Source organism: Streptomyces sp. NPDC086519, from assembly GCF_040686075.1.
GTDB classification, from domain to species: Bacteria; Actinomycetota; Actinomycetes; order Streptomycetales; family Streptomycetaceae; genus Streptomyces; species Streptomyces shenzhenensis.
This window is the reverse complement of the sequence record NZ_JBFBJL010000024.1, coordinates 117,925-134,537: the sequence shown is the minus strand read 5'-3', so window position 1 is coordinate 134,537 and position 16,613 is coordinate 117,925. Positions and strand designations below refer to the sequence as shown.

The window sequence follows — 16,613 nt, the reverse complement described above, 5'->3', positions numbered from 1 at the left end:
CTGTCAGTTCCTGTCCGGATCGCCGGGGTGGTCGCCGGCGTGATCGCCGGGGTGGTCGAGCGGCAGGGGGGTCAGGCCGTGCACGCCGTGCACCTGGACGACGGCGAGGTCGTAGCCGGCGTCGCGGTCGACGACGGTCGCCCGGGCGGTGACTCCGCTGCTGAACGTCACGGTTATCCGGCCGCCCGCCAGGACCGCGGGAGCGACGACGTGGTTGTCGGTGAGGATCCGCCCACGGGTGTCGATGACGAAGCCGGTGCCGGTGGCCTGTTCGCCGGTGCCGGTGACGCGCAGGGTGACGACGCTGGGCAGCGCACGCGCGGCGATCCCGGTGACGTCGCCGGGCGGCCGCCCGGCCGGCGGCGGACCCGGCTGGGACAGCTGTACGGCCTCCACACCGCCGGTGCGCTCCAGAGAGGCGCCCACCAGCCCGCCGAGCGCACCGGAGAGCACGGAGAGCGCCAGCGCCCCCAGGACGAGCCTCCGTCGGCTCCGCGACCGCGGCCGCACTGCCACGGACCCGGGCGTGTCGCCCTGCGGGAGGGCCGGAGCGTTGCCGGTGGTGGCACCGGGTGTCGCCGGTGACGTCGGTATCCCCTCGTCCATGCTCTCCTCGCGGGCTCACCGCGGCCCGGCCCTGGTGGCCACGGGCGGGCTCGCGGAAGGTCGGCTCCGTGCCCGCGGCGGTGTCACGGGCATGGCTGGCTCACAGGATTCAACCAGGTTCGCGAGTCGCCGCGCAGGGCCGTTCGGCAGGTGGGCAGGCCGGTCAGCGGTGCGTGTGGGAGGAGCGGGACGGGGACGGGGAGGGCGCGGAGGTGGTGTCGGGGACGGGTGCGGCGAGCAGACCGGCGCCGGTGGCGCCGGGGGCGGCGGTCCACGAGGTGAGGGTGAGCGGAGGGTTGGCGCTCAGCGGCCGTATCAGCGGGGAGACCGCGGCCGCGCCGGCCATCACCGGTGCGGTCAGTTCCCGCAGCGCCTGCTGTGCGGCGGCCGGGGAGGGCACTCCGGGCAGCAGCGGCGCGGACACCGAGGTGGGCACGGCGGGGGTGCCGCCGAGCAGTGTGCCGGACGACAGCAGCGGGGTGAGCAGGCGGCGGCGCTGGGTGTCGGCGGTCCCGGTGGTGCCCGAGCCCGCCGTGCCGGCCGGGGCGACACTGCCGCCGCCGGAGCCGCTGCGGGCGTCGGCGGCCGGGGCGCCGGGCAGGCCGGCGGTGACCCCGCCGAGGGCCACGGCGGCCAGCGAGACCGCGCCGGCGGCGACGAACGCGAACCGCATGGAGCGCGAGGCGGAGCGGTCGCTGTCCGGGCGGCCGACGGGGTGGATGCGAAAGCCCCGGCCGACGGCCGCGGCCGGGTCGTGCGCGCGGGCCGGGACATAGCCGAACTCGAAACGGTCGTCCCGGCTCATGCCGAAGACCCCGCTGTCGGATCCGCGTCCCGAGGGAGCCCCCCCGCCGAACGGTGAACCGCCGCCGTCCGGGTCACCGCCCGCGGGCAGCCCCTGGAGGCGGGCCAGGAAGCTCTCGGAGGGCGGGGGCGGGGCGGCCGCCGCGAAGGCGTTCTTCAGCGCGCGCTGCGCGTCCGCCTCCGCCTTGCACCGGGCGCAGGTCGCCAGGTGGGCCAGGACGCGCTCGCGCGACTCATGACCGAGCTCTCCGTCCACCAGGGCGGAGAGTCGGTCTCCCAGATGCTGTTCGGCGAGCCGCTCGGCCGGTTTCGGTCGTGATCCACTCACGCGGTCGCGCCCCCTCCTCCCAGTGCGGGAACACGGGGCACGAAGGAGCGGCGCTCGGCCTTGCGGGCCTGCGGCGAGCGGTGCGCGAGGGCCTTGCGCAGCTGGGAGCGGCCCCGGTGGATACGGGAGCGGACCGTGCCGAGCTTCACGCCGAGGGTCGCGGCGATCTCCTCGTACGACAGGCCCTCGATGTCGCAGAGCACGACGGCGGCGCGGAACTCGGGCGCGAGGGTGTCCAGGGCCTGCTGGACGTCGGCGTCGAAGTGCGCGTCGTTGAAGGCCTGCGAGGGGGTGGGCTCGCGGCTGGGCAGGCGCTCGGCCGCGTCCTCGCCGAGGGCGTCGAAGCGGATGCGCTGCTTGCGGCGGACCATGTCGAGGAAGAGGTTGGTGGTGATGCGGTGCAGCCAGCCCTCGAAGGTGCCCGGCGAGTAGGTCGACAGGGAGCGGAAGACGCGGACGAAGACCTCCTGGGTGAGGTCCTCGGCGTCGTGCTGGTTTCCGGTCAGGCGGTAGGCCAGGCGGTAGACGCGTCCGCTGTGCGTGCTGACGATCTCCTCCCACGTGGGCGGAGTCCATGCCTGCCCGTCCGCGTCGGTGGAGAAGGTCGCGGTCCGGTCCTCGCTCATGGCGAGCGCGTCGGCGTGGCTGGGGTCAGCGACGGTGTCGTTCACGGATTTCGGCTTGCCTGCTGATCCGAGGAAGCGCCGTAGCACTCCTCCCCGATCCCCAGGCGCGGCCGCACCTCCCCTGTCGGCTCTGGTGGTGTCCAGTGGAGCCCCTACCATAGCCGCCTCGCCCGTTAGCACCGGATAAGCGGTTTTACGAGAATTTGATCTCTGCTGGTACGGCTCGTCCGGCCGCCGCAGCAGGTGACCGACCGCCGTCTCGCCATCGTGATCCATTCGTGTCCCCCCGCCTTGTCTTCCACCTCTCTAAACGCCTGGTCCCATCTGCGGGTTCCCGGTGCCAACGGATACAGTCACGCCCAGGCAACCACGGGGACAGGAGAGGGTCATTACCGGCAACCGGCAGACGAGCTGGGCGTTCGCCGACGCCTTTGTCGCCGAGGACGAAGCGCTGCGGTGGGCCCGTGACCGGGCCCGCGAGGCAGGGTTGCGCTCGGTGTCGCCCGGCACGGGCGCCGCGCTGCGCATGCTCGCCGCCTCCGTGGACGCCAAGGCGGTCGCCGAGATCGGCACGGGGTGCGGGGTGTCCGGGATGCATCTGCTGCACGGCATGCGCCCGGACGGCGTGCTGACCACCGTGGATCCCGAGCCGGAGCACCAGCAGTTCGCCCGCCAGGCCTTCCGCGCCTGCGGCTTCGCCAGCAACCGGGCCCGCTTCATCCCCGGCCGCGCCCTGGACGTGCTCCCCCGCCTCGCGGACGCCGGCTACGACCTGGTCTTCTGCGACGGTGACCGGCTGGAGTACTCCGACTATCTCGCTGAATCGTTGCGCCTGCTGCGTCCGGGTGGCCTGGTGATCTTCGAGGGCGTCTTCGCCAACGGCCGCACCGTCGACTCCAGGCCGCAGCCGACCGAGGTGCTGCGGCTGCGCGAACTGCTGCGCACGGTCCGGGAGAGCCCGGAGCTGGTGCCGTCGCTGCTGCCGGTGGGCGACGGACTGCTGTGCGCGGTCAAGCGCTGAGCAGGCCGGGTGAAGCCGGCTGCTGACCGGCGGTGCCTCGAAGGGGCGCGGGGAACCGCGCGACCAGCCACCACGGCGCCGCGGACGACTGACGGCGTATCGCGGCACTTCCGGCCGAGCGCCTGGCCCGCACGGGCGGCGACCGGGCCCTCGCGGGCGGGGACCGAGCTCGCGGGCAGGGACCGGTGAAGACGACAGCGCCCCGGCACCGATGACGATGCCGGGGCCGCCGAAAGGGTATGGTCGCTGACGCCTCAGACGACGACGTTCTTGAGGGCGTCGGCGAGCGCCGCGGCCTCGTCAGGGGTCAGCTCGACGACGAGCCGACCGCCGCCTTCGAGCGGAACGCGCATGACGATGCCCCGCCCCTCCTTGGTCACCTCGAGCGGGCCATCACCCGTTCGCGGCTTCATGGCCGCCATGCTGGTTCCCCTTCCTGAAAACAGCTCATCGTCTGCCGACGGCCCCCGAGGGCACGCACGGTCCTGGCGGGACACGCGACTCCGGCATCGAACACATTGCTTCCAAGCCATTATCCCGCATCTCAGGACCCGATGACCAACATCAGTAGGCATCGCTTGGGCAACGCGCGCGAGCAAAACCACCCAATTCGGCGATGTGGCTGCGATACTTCGCCACCTCGCGTCCTTACGCCGACCGAGTCGGCTCCGGTTTTCTTTGACGCAGGTCACACACCAGGTCCGGTCACCCGACGGCGATCTCCGCCATGCTGTCCTTCGGACATCGACGTACTGAGCGGTACGTCAGCCGCGACGACGGAGACGACGGAGGGGACGCACCATGACCGACACCGTGCTCTACGAGGTGAGCGACGGGCTCGCGACGATCACGCTGAACCGCCCCGAGGCGATGAACGCGCTGAACATCGCGACGAAGGTGGCCCTTCGGGAGGCCGCGCAGGAAGCGGCGGCCGACACGGCCGTCCGGGCGATCCTGCTGACCGCCGCCGGGGACCGGGCGTTCTGTGTGGGCCAGGACCTCAAGGAGCACATCACGCTGCTCGCGTCCGACCGGGAGACCGGGGCGGGGCAGACGATGACGACGGTCCGGGAGCACTACAACCCGATTGTGCGGGCGCTGGTGTCGGCGCCGAAGCCGGTCGTCGCCGCCGTGAACGGGGTGGCCGCCGGCGCCGGACTCGGGTTCGCGCTCGCCGCGGACTACCGCGTGGTCGCCGACACGGCCGCTTTCAACACGTCGTTCGCGGGGGTGGCGCTGACCGCGGACTCCGGCGTCTCCTGGACGCTGCCCCGCGTCGTGGGGCCCGGTCGCGCCGCTGACCTGCTGCTCTTTCCGCGGAGCATCAGTGCGCAGGATGCGTTTGAGCTGGGCATCGCCAACAAGGTCGTGCCTTCGGCCGACCTGCGGGCCGAGGGCGAGAAGACCGCGCGGAAGCTGGCCGAGGGGCCGACGGTGGCCTACGCGGCGCTGAAGGAGGCCGTGGCCTACGGGCTCACGCACTCCCTGGACGAGACGCTCGACAAGGAGGACGAGTTGCAGACTCGGGCCGGGGCCGCCGAGGATCACGCGATCGCCGTGCAGGCGTTCGTGAACAAGGAGAGGCCGAAGTATCTGGGGCGGTGACGGCTTGCGGAGAGCTGCGGCCCCGCGCCCCTAAGGGGCGCTACGGGCTGCGCATGCTTCCAGGTGGTCGTTGACCAGGCCGCACGCCTGCATCAGGGCGTACGCCGTCGTCGGGCCGATGAAGTGCAGGCCGCGTTTCTTCAGGGCCTTGGACAGAGCCGTCGACTCCGGGGTCACCGGCAGGACGTCGGCGATCGTCTTCGGTGCGGGGTACGTGCCCGGCTCCGGGGCATGGGACCAGATCAGGGTGTCCAGTTCGCCCGGGGCCCACTCCGCCAGGACCTTCGCGTTGGCCATCGTCGCGTCGATCTTCGCTCGGTTGCGGACGATGCCGGGGTCGGCCAGCAGGCGGTCGCGGTCCTCGTCCGTGAACGCGGCCACTTTCCCGATGTGGAAGTCGGCGAAGGCGGCCCGGAAGCCGGGGCGGCGGCGCAGGATCGTGATCCAGGAGAGGCCGGACTGGAAGGCCTCCAGGCTGAGGCGTTCGTAGAGGGCGTCGTCGCCGTGGACCGGGCGGCCCCACTCCTCGTCGTGGTACGACACGTAGTCCTCGGTGGACAGGGCCCAGGGGCAGCGCAGCCTGCCGTCCGGCCCGGCCACCGCCGCTCCGGCGGCCATGTCGGTCGTCTCGCTCATGGCCGGTCCTCCGGCTCGGGCTTGTCCAGCGAGGTGTGCGGGGTGTGCGGCGCGGCCCGGGTGCCGGCCAGCGCGGACTCCAGGTCGGCGATCCGGGCGTCGCGCTCCGCGAGTTCGGCACCGAGACGGCTGAGCGCGTCGTCGACGTCCGCCATGCGGTAGCCGCGCGGGACGAGCGGGAAGCGGATGCTCTCCACGTCCGCGCGGCTGACCGGGCGGTCCGGGGGCAGCGGGTCCTGGAGCCGCTCGGGCGCCACCTCGGGCAGCGGGCCGCTCTCGCCGCCGCTCACCACGGAGAGGGTGACCGCGGCGACCACGACCGCGAGCGCGACGACGAGGAACAGGAACATGACCATCGCGGTGGGCCCCCAGGCTCGGTGAAGCGGTGCAGCAGCACTCGTTGTGCTCAGTGTGCTCGGTGTCGAATGTGTCTGTGTCCGATCGTGCCATGCGAGTCTGACAGTTAGGGTCGCAGGCGGTCGCAGCGAGGGAATCACTACGGGAGGTCACAGGCGATGCTCAGGCTGGGCAGGCGGGAATTCGGGCCGAACGAACCGGTGATCATGGCCATCGTGAACCGGACGCCGGACTCCTTCTACGACCAGGGGGCGACCTTCCGCGACGAGCCGGCCCTCGCGCGCGTGGAGCAGGCGGTGACCGAAGGGGCCGCGATCATCGACATCGGCGGAGTGAAGGCCGGGCCGGGCGAGGAGGTGACCGCCGAGGAGGAGGCGCGGCGCATCGTCGGGTTCGTCGCGGAGGTGCGCAGGCGCTTCCCGGACGTCGTGATCAGCGTGGACACCTGGCGGGCGTCGGTCGGGGAGGCCGCCTGCGAGGCCGGGGCGGATCTGCTGAACGACGCGTGGGGCGGGGTCGACCCGGGGCTGGCGGAGGTCGCGGCGCGGTACCGGGTGGGGCTGGTGTGCACGCACGCGGGCGGGGCCGCGCCCCGGACGCGGCCGCACCGGGTGTCGTACGACGATGTCGTGGCCGACATCCTGCGGGTGACCCTGGGGCTGGCCGAGCGGGCGGTGGCGCTGGGAGTGCCGCGGGAGTCGGTGCTGATCGATCCGGGGCACGACTTCAGCAAGAACACCCGGCACAGTCTGGAGGCGACGCGCCGGCTCGGGGAGATGGTGGAGACGGGGTGGCCGGTGCTGGTCTCCCTGTCCAACAAGGACTTCGTGGGCGAGACCCTGGACCGGCCGCTGAAGGAGCGGGTCATCGGGACGCTGGCGACGACGGCGGTGTCCGCGTGGCTGGGGGCGCAGGTGTACCGGGTCCATGAGGTGGCCGAGACGCGTCAGGTGCTGGACATGGTGGCGTCGATCGCCGGCCACCGCCCGCCGGCGGTGGCCCGGCGGGGGCTGGCGTAGCCGACGGTTCGCGCCGCCGCGTCCTGGGGGATCCGCCCCCGGACCCCCGAAAACCTCGCTCACCCACCGCCCGACTCGGTGAGTCGAGAAGTGCACGAACCGGCTCGGCCGGTCGGCGCGCCGACGAGGGCCCTCGGCCTCGGCTTCTCAGCGGAGCGAGTCGGGTGGGCGGGCAGGCGGTCAGGCGGTCCTAGCGGGCCGCTTCCTTCGAGACCAGGCCCACCGCCTCCTGCACGTCGTCCGTGACGTGGAAGAGGAGGAGGTCCTTCTCGGCCGCCTTGCCCTGGGCGACCAGGGTGTTCTTCAGCCAGTCCACCAGGCCGCCCCAGTACTCGCTGCCGAACAGGACGATCGGGAAGCGGGTGACCTTCTGGGTCTGGACGAGGGTGAGGGCCTCGAAGAACTCGTCGAGGGTGCCGAGGCCGCCGGGCAGGACCACGAAGCCCTGTGCGTACTTGACGAACATCATCTTCCGCACGAAGAAGTAGCGGAAGTTGAGGCCGATGTCGACGTACGGGTTGAGGCCCTGTTCGAAGGGGAGCTCGATGCCGAGGCCGACCGAGACGCCGCCCGCCTCCAGCGCGCCCCTGTTGGCCGCCTCCATCGCGCCCGGACCGCCGCCCGTGATCACGGCCCAGCCGGCCTCGACCAGGCCCCGGCCGAGCTTCACGCCCGCGTCGTACTCGGCCGAGTCGACCGGCGTCCGCGCCGAACCGAACACGCTGATAGCGGGCGGCAGTTCGGCGAGCGTACCGAAGCCCTCGATGAACTCCGACTGGATGCGCAGCACCCGCCAGGGGTCCGTGTGGACCCAGTCGGAGGGGCCACCCGCGTCCAGCAGGCGCTGGTCCGTCGTGCTCGCGGTCACCTGGCCGCGCCGTCGGAGGACCGGTCCCAGGCGCTGCTCGTCCGGCGGCACCTTCTTCCCCTCGGGATTCCCGGTAGGCATATGTGCGCTCCCTCCGCTTGCAGGTGTATCTGGTTCAGCGTAGATCCGCGCGGGTTACACGCGCGGGACGTCGGCATGTCGGGCGCGCAGCGCCGTCGTGCGCTCAGCTGGTCAGCCAGTCGCGCAGCCGCTCCTCGCCCGCCAGGATCTTGCCGGTTTCCACCCTTTCGTCCCGCTTGTGTGCCAAGTGCGGGTTGCCGGGACCGTAGTTGACCGCGGGGACGCCGAGGGACGAGAAGCGGGAGACGTCGGTCCAGCCGTACTTGGGCATCGGCGTGCCGCCGACCGCCTCGATGAAGGCGGCCGCGGCCGGGTGGGAGAGGCCGGGCAGCGCGCCGGGGCTGTGGTCGTCGACCACGAACTCCTCGACCCCGCAGCCGGCGAAGACCTCGCGGACGTGGGCGATGGCCTCGGCCTCGGAACGGTCGGGCGCGTACCGGAAGTTGACGGTGACCACACAGGCGTCGGGGATGACGTTGCCGGCCACCCCGCCCGAGATGCCGACCGCGTTGAGGCCCTCGCGGTACTCCAGGCCGTCGATGACCGGGTAGCGGGGCTCGTAGGCGGCGAGGCGGGCGAGGATCGGGGCGGCCGCGTGGATGGCGTTGGAGCCCATCCAGGAGCGCGCCGAGTGGGCCCGTTCGCCCGAGGTCTTCAGCAGGACGCGCAGGGTGCCCTGGCAGCCCCCCTCGACCTCGCCGTTCGAGGGCTCAAGGAGCACCGCGAAGTCGCCGGCCAGCCACTCGGGGTGGGCCTCGGCGACGTGCTTGAGGCCGTTGAGGTCGGCGGCGACCTCCTCGTTGTCGTAGAAGACGAAGGTCAGGTCGCGGTTGGGGGCGGGGACGGTGGCCGCGATGCGCAGCTGGACGGCGACGCCCGCCTTCATGTCGCAGGTGCCGCAGCCCCACAGCACGCCGTCCGCGTCGAGCCGGGAGGGCACGTTCTCCGCGATGGGGACGGTGTCGATGTGGCCGGCCAGGATCACGCGCTCGGAGCGGCCGAGGTTCGTCCGGGCGATCACGTTGTTGCCGTACCGGTCGACCGTCAGGTGCGGCAGGGCGCGCAGCGCGCTCTCGATCGCGTCCGCCAGGGGCTTCTCGGTGCCGCTCTCGGAGGGGAGGTCGACGAGCCGCGCGGTGAGCGCGGCGGCGTCCAGCGTGAGGTCAAGCGAGGTGTCGGCCATGACCTCGACCCTAGCGCGGGCGATCCCGTGAGAGGGTTCACAGGCTTTCGGACCCGGGGGTGGGCGGCTCGTACCCTCCAGTATGTTGTACGCGTGTCAGAGCCGTCCCCCATCCGCCCCAAGCGTCGCGGCCGTGTCCTGCGTTTCGTGTCGGGCTTGCTCATCCTGTGCGCCGTCGCGGCCTATCTGGTCGTCCAGTACGTCACCGGCGGCGGTGGCGCCGAGGGCTGCAAGGTCGTCTCGGGCCGAAGCGACGACGAGTCGTACCAGTTCACGCCCGAGCAGGCGGTAAACGCGGCGACGATCGCCGCCGTCGGCACCGGCCGCGGCATGCCCGAGCGGGCGGTGGCCATCGCTCTGGCGACCGCGATCCAGGAGTCGGGGCTGCTCAACATCAAGCACGGCGACCGGGATTCGGTGGGCCTGTTCCAGCAGCGGCCCTCGCAGGGCTGGGGCACCGAGAAGCAGATCCTGGACCCGGCGTACGCGGCGGGCATGTTCTACGCCCACCTGGCCAAGGTGCCCGACTACGAGACCCTGCCGCTGACGGTGGCCGCGCAGCGCGTCCAGCGCAGCGGTTACCCGGAGGCGTACGCCAAGCACGAGACCGACGCATCGCTGCTCGCGGCGGCCCTGACCGGGCAGGCGGCGGCCACGCTGACGTGCGACGGGCGCCCGGCGGCCGGCACCGGGGCGGCGGCGACGGGTCCGGACGCGGTACGGACCGCGCTGGTACGGGACTTCGGACGGGACGCGGTCGAGGAGGCCGGCGCCGAGGTGAGCCAGTCGGCCAGGCCGACCCCCACTCCCAGCGTGACGGCCACGGCGCACGGGCGGACCGTGACCGTGCCGGTGCCGGAGGGGAAGAAGACCGACAAGTCGGGGCGCACCGAGAGCGAGCGCGGCTGGCAGCTGGCGCACTGGGCGGTGGCCAACTCGTCGGCGCTGCACATCCAGCGGGTGTCGTACGCGGGCCGGGAGTGGGCGGCCGGGAGCACGGACAGCCAGTGGCAGCCGGTGTCCGGCGCCCAGGGGACGGGCGGCGCGGAGAGGTCCGCGGGCTCGGTGCGGATCGTGACCGGACAGTAGTTCGCAGGTTCCCTCGGGAGGGTCGGCCGGGGCACGCACGCGCGGTGTGCGCACGTTTTCGCACGGTCACTCGCACATGCGTCAAATCCCCTGGGAGCACTGGGACGTAAGGATTCTGCGAAACGACCGCCAGGGACCCGTTTGCCCGTTTTCCCCCACACCTGATAATGCGATGCGTTATCAATTCTTTACCTTGGGTCTCCGCAACCTTCGCGGGCTTCGAGCGGTAGTCACGGCGATCACGTTCCCTCCCGTCGAATGGAGCATCATGTCCCTCCCTCTGACCCGCCGGATCGCCCGTGCCGCGCTGCTCGTCGCAGCGGGAGCGGCTGCCGGGGTCGGTGCGGCCGGCTCCGCCAGCGCGGCCCCGAGTCTGCCGGCCGCCCCGAACCTGGGCGGTCTGACCGCCCTGGACGGGGCGAACGTCGGCAGCACCGCCGACGGCGCGGCGCAGACCGTCACCGGGGCCGTCGGCCACACCGGCGGCAAGGCCGTCGAGTCGGCGGTGCCGGCCGCGGGCAAGACCGGCGGCAAGGCCGTCAAGAAGGTGGCGCCGGTGGTGCAGCACACCGCGGGCGACGCGGTGGGCTCCGCCGGCGGGCTGCTGGGTGACACGGCGTCCACCGCGACGAAGGGCGGGCTGCCGACGGACGGGCTCGCCAAGGGGGGCCTGCCGGTCAAGGGGCTCCCCATCGGGGGCTGACGCCGCTGCGCCGGTGACGTCCGGCCGGTGAGGTGAGAAGGGACCCGGGGTTCTCCCCGGGTCCCTTTCGTTGTGCCTCGGCGTGCCTCGGCTGCCCGCCGGTGGGGGCTGGTCGCGCCCACGCGGCGGAGCCGCACATGTCAGGGCCCCGCGCCCCGTCAGCTGAGCCGTGCCACCGCTGCCCGGACGCGCTCGTCCGTCGCCGTCAGGGCCACGCGTACGAAGTTCTCGCCCGCCTCGCCGTAGAAGTCGCCGGGGGCCACCAGGATGCCCAGGTCCGCCAGGTGGGCCACCGTCCGCCAGCAGGACTCGTCCCTCGTTGCCCACAGGTAGAGGCTCGCCTCGCTGTGTTCGACGCGGAAGCCGTGGGACAGGAGGGCCCCCCGCAGGGCCGTACGACGGGACGCGTACCGCTCCCTCTGTTCCTGGACGTGGGTGTCGTCGGAGAGGGCCGCCACCACCGCCGCCTGGGTCGGGGCCGGCGTCATCATGCCGCCGTGCTTGCGGATCTCCAGGAGCGGGCCGAGGACCGCCGGGTCGCCGGCCAGGAAGGCCGCGCGGTAGCCGGCGAGGTTGGAGCGCTTGGAGAGGGAGTGGACCGCCACGACGCCGTCGTACGAGCCGCCGTTGACGTCCGGGTGCAGGACCGAGACCGGGTCGGCCTCCCAGCCGAGTTCCAGGTAGCACTCGTCGGAGAAGACCAGGACGCCGTGGGCGCGGGCCCAGGCGACGATCTCCGTGAGTTCCTGCTTCGGGAGGACCTTGCCGGTCGGGTTGGACGGGGAGTTCAGCCAGAGCAGCTTCAGCCCGGCCGGGTCCAGGTCGCGCGGGTCGTCGTAGACCTCGTGGTCGGCGCGGGCGAGGCGGGCGCCGACCTCGTAGGTGGGGTAGGCGAGACGCGGGTAGGCGACCCGGTCACCGGGGCCGAGGCCGAGCTGGGTGGGGAGCCAGGCGACGAGTTCCTTGGAGCCGACGATCGGGAGGACGTGGCGGTGGGTGACCTCCCGGGCGCCGAGGCGGCGGGAGACCCAGCCGGTGATCGCGTCGCGCAGCGCCGGGGTGCCCCAGACCGTGGGGTAGCCGGGCGAGTCGGCCGCGTCGATCAGGGCCTTCTGGATCAGGTCGGGGACCGGGTCCACCGGGGTGCCGACCGACAGGTCGACGATGCCGTCCGGGTGTGCCGCTGCCGTCTTCTTGTACGGTTCCAGCTTGTCCCAGGGGAAGGCGGGCAGACGGTCGGAGACTGCGGACACGGTTGCTTGCTCACTTTCTTCGGTACGACCGGTACGGCTGGTACGACCGGTACAGCCGGTACGGCCGGCACAGCCGACCACGGCCGGTACGGCAAACGCCTCGGCCCCGTACGGCGCCGATCGGGCATGATCAGGCCGTACGGGACCGAGGCGGCACGGTGTTGCGGCGGGCCGCCGGTGCGGACTACTCGGCCTGCGGGGGCAGCGCGGCGATGAACGGGTGGTCCCGCTCGATCAGGCCCAGCTTGCTGGCGCCGCCCGGGGAGCCGAGGTCGTCGAAGAACTCGACGTTGGCCTTGTAGTAGTCCTTCCACTCCTCCGGAGTGTCGTCCTCGTAGAAGATCGCCTCGACCGGGCAGACCGGCTCACAGGCTCCGCAGTCGACGCATTCGTCCGGGTGGATGTACAAGGACCGCTGGCCCTCGTAGATGCAGTCGACCGGGCACTCCTCGATGCACGCCTTGTCCTTCACGTCGACACAAGGCTGCGCGATGACGTAGGTCACGCTGTCGTTCCTCCTCGATTGGGCGCTGGCGGGCCTCCGTAGGCTCCGCCGCCTGGCGCGCGGGAGCGCGGCGTCGTCGATGCCCGCCCCTAGTATCTCCGTTCCTGGGCATGATCCGAACAGGAGGGGTGAACTGACCAGTGGAAATCTCTGCCGCAGGACGCTACGAGGTCCGTATCACCGCTGCTGACGTGGGCAAACGAGTATCGGTGCGCCGTTTGACGGGAAATGGTGCCGCCGCGCAGAAGTTCACCGACACGGTGGGTGTTCTCACATCATGGGACGACGGCATGCTGACGATCGCACGGCGGGACGGTGAGATCGTCCGGATACCGCGGTCCGCGCTGGTCGCGGCGAAAGTGGTGCCGGCCGCTCCGGCGCGCCGCCGCGGGCCCGCGGCCACGTACGGGGAGCTCGCACGGGTCGCCTCGCGGGGCTGGCGGCCACTGGAGAGCGAGCGGCTCGGCGAGTGGGAGCTGCGAGCGGCCGCGGGGTTCACCCGGCGGGCGAACAGCGTCCTGCCGCTCGGTGACCCGGGGCTGCCGCTCGACGCGGCGCTGGCGGCCGTACGGCGGTGGTACGCCGAGCGGGGGCTGCCCGCGTACGTGCAGACCGCGACCGGCGCCCAGGGCACGCAGGAGCCGCTGTGCGCGGAGCTGGAGCGGCGCGGATGGGTGCGTGAGGTGAGCGCCGAGCTGTGGACCGGGGGGCTGGCGGCGGTCGCCGACCGGGCGGCCGGGGCCGGTGTGCTGCTCTCCCGGGAGGCCGGCGAGGACTGGCTGGCGCGGTACCGGCGCAAGGGCGTGAGCGAGGTCGCGTTGCGGGTGCTGGGCGGAGGGCCGTCGGTGTGGTTCGCGACCGTGCCCGGCGCGGCCTCGGGAGCCGCCCCCGCGGCCATCGGGCGGCTGGTGGTGGACGGCAGGTGGGCCGGGTTCGCCGCCGTCGAGGTGGATCCGGGGCTGCGGCGGCGGGGGCTGGCCACCGAGGTCATGGCCGCGCTCGCGCGCCGGGCGCTGGAGGAGGGCGCGTCGGCGGCCTGGCTACAGGTGGAGACCGGCAACGAGGGGGCGCGGGCGCTGTACCGGCGGCTGGGCTTCGCGGCGCACCACGCGTACCACCACTACCGGGCGCCGGAGGCGGACGGCTCCTGAATCCGGAGCCGAGGCGGTAGCGATCATTCCGAAGGGGCACGAAACAGCTATGGCTTCCGGTCAGCCGCGTCCGCATCCGCATCCGCGTCCGCCGTCGTCGGCACGGGCCGCCGAGGTACGGCGGCGGTTCGCCGAGGAGGCGCGGTCCGAGCGGCCCGATCTGGCGACGCTGTGCCTGCTGCTGGGCGCGGTGGCCGACGGCTCGCTGGACGAGGCCGGGATCGACGCGGCGCAGATGGAACTGGACCGGCTGGCCGGGCAGCTGCCGTACCGGCCGGGCGGGCCGCACGCGTGGGCGACGGCGGCGCAGCGGGTGCTGGGCGAACGGTTCGGCTTCCGGGGCACCGCCGCGGAGTACCAGCGGCTGGAGTCCTCGCTGCTGCACGAGGTGCTGCGGCGGCGGCGCGGGCTGCCGATCCTGCTGTCCGTGGTGTGGCTGGAGGTCACGCGGCGGGCGGGGGCGCCGGTGTACGGGGTCGCGCTGCCGGGGCACTTCGTGGTCGGGTTCGGGGCGGCGGAGGAGCAGGTGCTGGCCGATCCGTTCGACGGGGGGCGGGTGCTGACCGGAGCCGACGCGGAGCTGCTGGTGGTGGGGGCGGCGGGGGTGCCGCTGGAGCCGGCCATGCTACAGCCGGCCGACGCGCTGGACGTCGTACGGCGGATCCTGAACAACGTACGGGCGTGGGCCGCGGCCCGCCCGGAGCGGTCGGACGTGGGCCTGTGGGCGGTGGACCTGTCCCTGCTGCTGCCGTCGCACCCGGCCCGGCTGCGCTACGAGCGGGCGCGGTTGCTGGTGGAGCGGGGTGACTTCGTGGACGGGGCCGAGGAGTTGGAGCGGTACGCGGGGCTGATCGACGTGGTCGACGAGAGCGCGGCGGAGAAGGTGCGGGGGGAGGCACGGGCGGCTCGGGCCCGTCTCAACTGAGGGGGTTGCAGGGGGCTGACGGGGCTGAGGGGGGCTCCCCTACAGCCAGCCCTTCTCCCGCGCGATCCGGACCGCTTCCGCTCTGTTGCGGACCGCCAGTTTCTGGATCGCCGTCGAGAGGTAGTTGCGTACCGTTCCCTGCGAAAGGTGCAGGGCTGCCGCCAGTTCCGCGTTCGTGGAGCCGTCGGCCGCCGCGCGGAGGACCTCGCGCTCGCGGTCGGTGAGGGGGTTGGCGCCCTCGGCGAGAGCGGCTGCCGCGAGGGTGGGGTCGATGACGCGTTCGCCGGCGAGGACCTTGCGGACGGCCTCGGCGAGCTGGGCGGCGGGGGCGTCCTTGACCAGGAACGCGTCGGCGCCCGCCTCCATCGCGCTGCGCAGATAGCCGGGCCGCCCGAAGGTGGTGAGGACGACCAGCTTCACGGCGGGCAGCGCCTTGTGCAGCCGCGCCGCCGCCTCGATGCCCGTGCAGCCCGGCATCTCGATGTCGAGCAGGGCCACGTCGACGGCGTTCGCCCGAGCCGCGGCCAGCACCTCGTCGCCGCGCGCGACCTGGGCCACGACCTCGATGTCGTCCTCCAGTCCCAGCAGGGCGGCCAGCGCCTCACGGACCATCGACTGGTCCTCGGCGAGGAGGACCTTGATCGTGCTGCTCATGCCCCGGATCCTACGGCCACGCCGGAGCCGAGCGGGACCCGGGCGACCAGCCGGAAGCCGCGCTTCACACGGCCCGCCTCCAGCGTGCCGCCCGCCTTCTCCAGACGCTCGGTGAGCCCGGTGAGCCCGTTGCCGGGGCCCTTGCCGGAACCGCCCGAACCGTTGTCCTCCACGGCGAGTTCGAGGACCGGCCCGTCCAGGGTCTGCCGGCGCAGCAGCTCCACCGTGCAGGCGCTCGCGCCGCTGTGCCGCACGACATTGGTGATCGCCTCCCGCAACGCCCACGCGAGGGCCGCCTCGCCGTCCTCAGGTACGCCGGTCAGGTCGGGGTCGGATGGGACCTCGGCGGTGACCGCGGCGGCGGTCAGGGCCACCTGGGCGCCGGCCAGTTCGGCGGCGAGCCGGGGCCGCCGGTAGCCGGTGACGGCCTCGCGGACGTCCACCAGCGCCTGGCGGCTCACCTGTTCGATGTCGGAGACCTGCTGGGCCGCCTTGTCGGGGTGGTCGGGGAGCATCCGGCCGGCCAGCTCGCTCTTCAGCGTGATCAACGAGAGAGAGTGCCCGAGCAGGTCGTGCAGGTCGCGGGCGAGGCGCAGCCGCTCCTCGTTGGCGGCCAGTTGGGCGACGGTGGCGCGGGCCTTGCGCAACTCGACGGTGGTGGCGACCAGTTGCCGTACGCCGGTCATGGAGTAGCCGACCAGGAGCACCACCAGGAACAGGCCCCAGGCCTCTTCCATGTCGTGGACGTACCAGCCGGCCAGCGTCATGGCCGCGGTGGTCAGCGGGATCGTCCAGTAGGCGACCCGCAGCGGGAAGTTCAGTCCGCACATCACGGAGACGTACACGAACAGGCCGAACCAGGAGCCGCCGAGGGTGAAGGCCAGGACGACCGCGAGCGTCCACTCCACGGTGATCGCGGTGGCGACGACCCAGCCGCGGAAGGGCCGGCCCATCTGCCGGAAGACGATGGTCAGGTAGATCCCGACGAAGGCCGTCAGGCCCGCCCAGCCGGCCGCCGTGGCCCCGGTGGTGTGGTGGCCGGAGGCCAGGTCGTCCGCCGGGGAGGCGAGGAAGACCAGCCAGGGCAGGACCCACACCAGCTTGCGCAGCGCCTCGCCCCGGCTGCGGGGCGGCCGGCCGATGCGCACCAGCCGGTCCGCCCTCGCTTCCTCGTCGGGCCGCAGGTCTTCCGTCATCGT

General features: G+C 72.8%; 19 protein-coding genes. 7 read left to right on the top strand and 12 right to left on the bottom strand.

Annotated elements, in window-relative coordinates:
• Window positions 1-3: 3 nt before the first annotated feature.
• The 3 genes from AB0P24_RS23630 to sigE all read right to left on the bottom strand — a co-directional run bounded on the left by AB0P24_RS23630 (window position 4) and on the right by sigE (window position 2,451).
• On the bottom strand, window positions 4-606 hold the full coding sequence (locus tag AB0P24_RS23630; protein WP_365797060.1) for a trypsin-like peptidase domain-containing protein: 603 nt from the start codon (window positions 604-606) through the stop codon (window positions 4-6).
• A gap of 163 nt (window positions 607-769) precedes the next feature.
• Complete coding sequence (locus AB0P24_RS23625; protein WP_365797058.1) at window positions 770-1,738, bottom strand: zf-HC2 domain-containing protein; 969 nt, start codon at window positions 1,736-1,738, stop codon at window positions 770-772.
• Entirely contained in the window at window positions 1,735-2,451 is a 717-nt protein-coding gene (gene sigE, locus AB0P24_RS23620) for an RNA polymerase sigma factor SigE (protein WP_365797056.1), read from the bottom strand. Before sigE ends, AB0P24_RS23625 begins: the two co-directional genes overlap by 4 nt.
• A 250-nt stretch (window positions 2,452-2,701) precedes the next feature.
• Here sigE and AB0P24_RS23615 point away from each other — a divergent pair, with 250 nt between their 5' ends.
• Window positions 2,702-3,385, top strand: coding sequence for an O-methyltransferase (locus tag AB0P24_RS23615; RefSeq protein ID WP_365797054.1), 684 nt, complete (start codon window positions 2,702-2,704; stop codon window positions 3,383-3,385).
• 254 nt (window positions 3,386-3,639) lie between these two features.
• On the opposite strand, the gene AB0P24_RS23610 is transcribed toward AB0P24_RS23615, so the two are convergent.
• Window positions 3,640-3,807, bottom strand: a complete 168-nt coding sequence (locus tag AB0P24_RS23610) for a DUF3117 domain-containing protein (RefSeq protein ID WP_004950282.1) — start codon at window positions 3,805-3,807, stop codon at window positions 3,640-3,642.
• A gap of 379 nt (window positions 3,808-4,186) precedes the next feature.
• Here AB0P24_RS23610 and AB0P24_RS23605 point away from each other — a divergent pair, with 379 nt between their 5' ends.
• Window positions 4,187-4,990, top strand: coding sequence for an enoyl-CoA hydratase-related protein (locus tag AB0P24_RS23605; protein ID WP_365797052.1), 804 nt, complete (start codon window positions 4,187-4,189; stop codon window positions 4,988-4,990).
• 30 nt (window positions 4,991-5,020) lie between these two features.
• Here the strand turns inward: AB0P24_RS23605 and AB0P24_RS23600 are convergent, their stop codons facing one another.
• Window positions 5,021-5,608, bottom strand: coding sequence for a DNA-3-methyladenine glycosylase I (locus AB0P24_RS23600; RefSeq protein ID WP_365797102.1), 588 nt, complete (start codon window positions 5,606-5,608; stop codon window positions 5,021-5,023).
• Window positions 5,609-5,622: 14 nt separating this feature from the next.
• On the bottom strand, window positions 5,623-5,982 hold the full coding sequence (locus AB0P24_RS23595; protein ID WP_365797050.1) for a DivIVA domain-containing protein: 360 nt from the start codon (window positions 5,980-5,982) through the stop codon (window positions 5,623-5,625).
• Window positions 5,983-6,141: 159 nt separating this feature from the next.
• On the opposite strand from AB0P24_RS23595, the gene folP reads away from it, so the two are divergent.
• Window positions 6,142-7,002, top strand: a complete 861-nt coding sequence (folP, locus tag AB0P24_RS23590; RefSeq protein ID WP_365797048.1) for a dihydropteroate synthase — start codon at window positions 6,142-6,144, stop codon at window positions 7,000-7,002.
• A gap of 190 nt (window positions 7,003-7,192) precedes the next feature.
• Here the strand turns inward: folP and AB0P24_RS23585 are convergent, their stop codons facing one another.
• Both AB0P24_RS23585 and dapE read right to left on the bottom strand, forming a co-directional pair.
• On the bottom strand, window positions 7,193-7,951 hold the full coding sequence (locus AB0P24_RS23585; RefSeq protein WP_365797046.1) for a TIGR00730 family Rossman fold protein: 759 nt from the start codon (window positions 7,949-7,951) through the stop codon (window positions 7,193-7,195).
• Window positions 7,952-8,054: 103 nt separating this feature from the next.
• Window positions 8,055-9,134, bottom strand: a complete 1,080-nt coding sequence (dapE, locus tag AB0P24_RS23580; RefSeq protein ID WP_365797044.1) for a succinyl-diaminopimelate desuccinylase — start codon at window positions 9,132-9,134, stop codon at window positions 8,055-8,057.
• 147 nt (window positions 9,135-9,281) lie between these two features.
• On the opposite strand from dapE, the gene AB0P24_RS23575 reads away from it, so the two are divergent.
• Window positions 9,282-10,223 carry a heavy metal transporter gene (locus tag AB0P24_RS23575; RefSeq protein ID WP_365797042.1) on the top strand — a complete coding sequence of 314 codons (942 nt, stop codon included), beginning with the start codon at window positions 9,282-9,284 and terminating at the stop codon, window positions 10,221-10,223.
• A gap of 268 nt (window positions 10,224-10,491) precedes the next feature.
• A complete protein-coding gene (locus tag AB0P24_RS23570) occupies window positions 10,492-10,926 on the top strand; it encodes an ATP-binding protein (protein ID WP_365797040.1) in 435 nt (144 codons plus the stop codon).
• A gap of 158 nt (window positions 10,927-11,084) precedes the next feature.
• Here the strand turns inward: AB0P24_RS23570 and AB0P24_RS23565 are convergent, their stop codons facing one another.
• Window positions 11,085-12,179, bottom strand: a complete 1,095-nt coding sequence (locus AB0P24_RS23565) for a bifunctional succinyldiaminopimelate transaminase/glutamate-prephenate aminotransferase (protein WP_365797038.1) — start codon at window positions 12,177-12,179, stop codon at window positions 11,085-11,087.
• Window positions 12,180-12,363: 184 nt separating this feature from the next.
• The gene (gene fdxA / locus AB0P24_RS23560) at window positions 12,364-12,684 is read right to left on the bottom strand and encodes a ferredoxin (RefSeq protein WP_089098949.1); all 321 of its coding nucleotides are present in this window, start codon (window positions 12,682-12,684) and stop codon (window positions 12,364-12,366) included.
• A 140-nt stretch (window positions 12,685-12,824) separates the two neighbouring features.
• Here fdxA and AB0P24_RS23555 point away from each other — a divergent pair, with 140 nt between their 5' ends.
• Window positions 12,825-13,835 carry a GNAT family N-acetyltransferase gene (locus AB0P24_RS23555; RefSeq protein WP_365797036.1) on the top strand — a complete coding sequence of 337 codons (1,011 nt, stop codon included), beginning with the start codon at window positions 12,825-12,827 and terminating at the stop codon, window positions 13,833-13,835.
• 49 nt (window positions 13,836-13,884) lie between these two features.
• Entirely contained in the window at window positions 13,885-14,760 is an 876-nt protein-coding gene (locus AB0P24_RS23550; RefSeq protein WP_365797034.1) for a transglutaminase-like domain-containing protein, read from the top strand.
• Window positions 14,761-14,799: 39 nt separating this feature from the next.
• Here AB0P24_RS23550 and AB0P24_RS23545 read toward each other — a convergent pair whose 3' ends face one another.
• Both AB0P24_RS23545 and AB0P24_RS23540 read right to left on the bottom strand, forming a co-directional pair.
• Complete coding sequence (locus AB0P24_RS23545) at window positions 14,800-15,414, bottom strand: response regulator transcription factor (RefSeq protein WP_365797032.1); 615 nt, start codon at window positions 15,412-15,414, stop codon at window positions 14,800-14,802.
• Window positions 15,411-16,610: a histidine kinase gene (locus tag AB0P24_RS23540; RefSeq protein ID WP_365797100.1), complete on the bottom strand. Its 1,200-nt coding sequence runs from the start codon at window positions 16,608-16,610 to the stop codon at window positions 15,411-15,413. Before AB0P24_RS23540 ends, AB0P24_RS23545 begins: the two co-directional genes overlap by 4 nt.
• Window positions 16,611-16,613: the final 3 nt, after the last annotated feature.

What these genes read in the sequence shown, in the direction of transcription:
- AB0P24_RS23630 (WP_365797060.1), bottom strand. Translation starts at nt 606, where the DNA reads ATGGACGAGGGGATACCGACGTCACCGGCGACACCCGGTGCCACCACC.
- AB0P24_RS23610 (WP_004950282.1), bottom strand. Translation starts at nt 3,807, where the DNA reads ATGGCGGCCATGAAGCCGCGAACGGGTGATGGCCCGCTCGAGGTGACC.
- AB0P24_RS23605 (WP_365797052.1), top strand. Translation starts at nt 4,187, where the DNA reads ATGACCGACACCGTGCTCTACGAGGTGAGCGACGGGCTCGCGACGATC.
- AB0P24_RS23600 (WP_365797102.1), bottom strand. Translation starts at nt 5,608, where the DNA reads ATGGCCGCCGGAGCGGCGGTGGCCGGGCCGGACGGCAGGCTGCGCTGC.
- AB0P24_RS23595 (WP_365797050.1), bottom strand. Translation starts at nt 5,982, where the DNA reads ATGGTCATGTTCCTGTTCCTCGTCGTCGCGCTCGCGGTCGTGGTCGCC.
- folP (WP_365797048.1), top strand. Translation starts at nt 6,142, where the DNA reads ATGCTCAGGCTGGGCAGGCGGGAATTCGGGCCGAACGAACCGGTGATC.
- AB0P24_RS23585 (WP_365797046.1), bottom strand. Translation starts at nt 7,951, where the DNA reads ATGCCTACCGGGAATCCCGAGGGGAAGAAGGTGCCGCCGGACGAGCAG.
- dapE (WP_365797044.1), bottom strand. Translation starts at nt 9,134, where the DNA reads ATGGCCGACACCTCGCTTGACCTCACGCTGGACGCCGCCGCGCTCACC.
- AB0P24_RS23570 (WP_365797040.1), top strand. Translation starts at nt 10,492, where the DNA reads ATGTCCCTCCCTCTGACCCGCCGGATCGCCCGTGCCGCGCTGCTCGTC.
- AB0P24_RS23550 (WP_365797034.1), top strand. Translation starts at nt 13,885, where the DNA reads ATGGCTTCCGGTCAGCCGCGTCCGCATCCGCATCCGCGTCCGCCGTCG.
- AB0P24_RS23545 (WP_365797032.1), bottom strand. Translation starts at nt 15,414, where the DNA reads ATGAGCAGCACGATCAAGGTCCTCCTCGCCGAGGACCAGTCGATGGTC.
- AB0P24_RS23540 (WP_365797100.1), bottom strand. Translation starts at nt 16,610, where the DNA reads ATGACGGAAGACCTGCGGCCCGACGAGGAAGCGAGGGCGGACCGGCTG.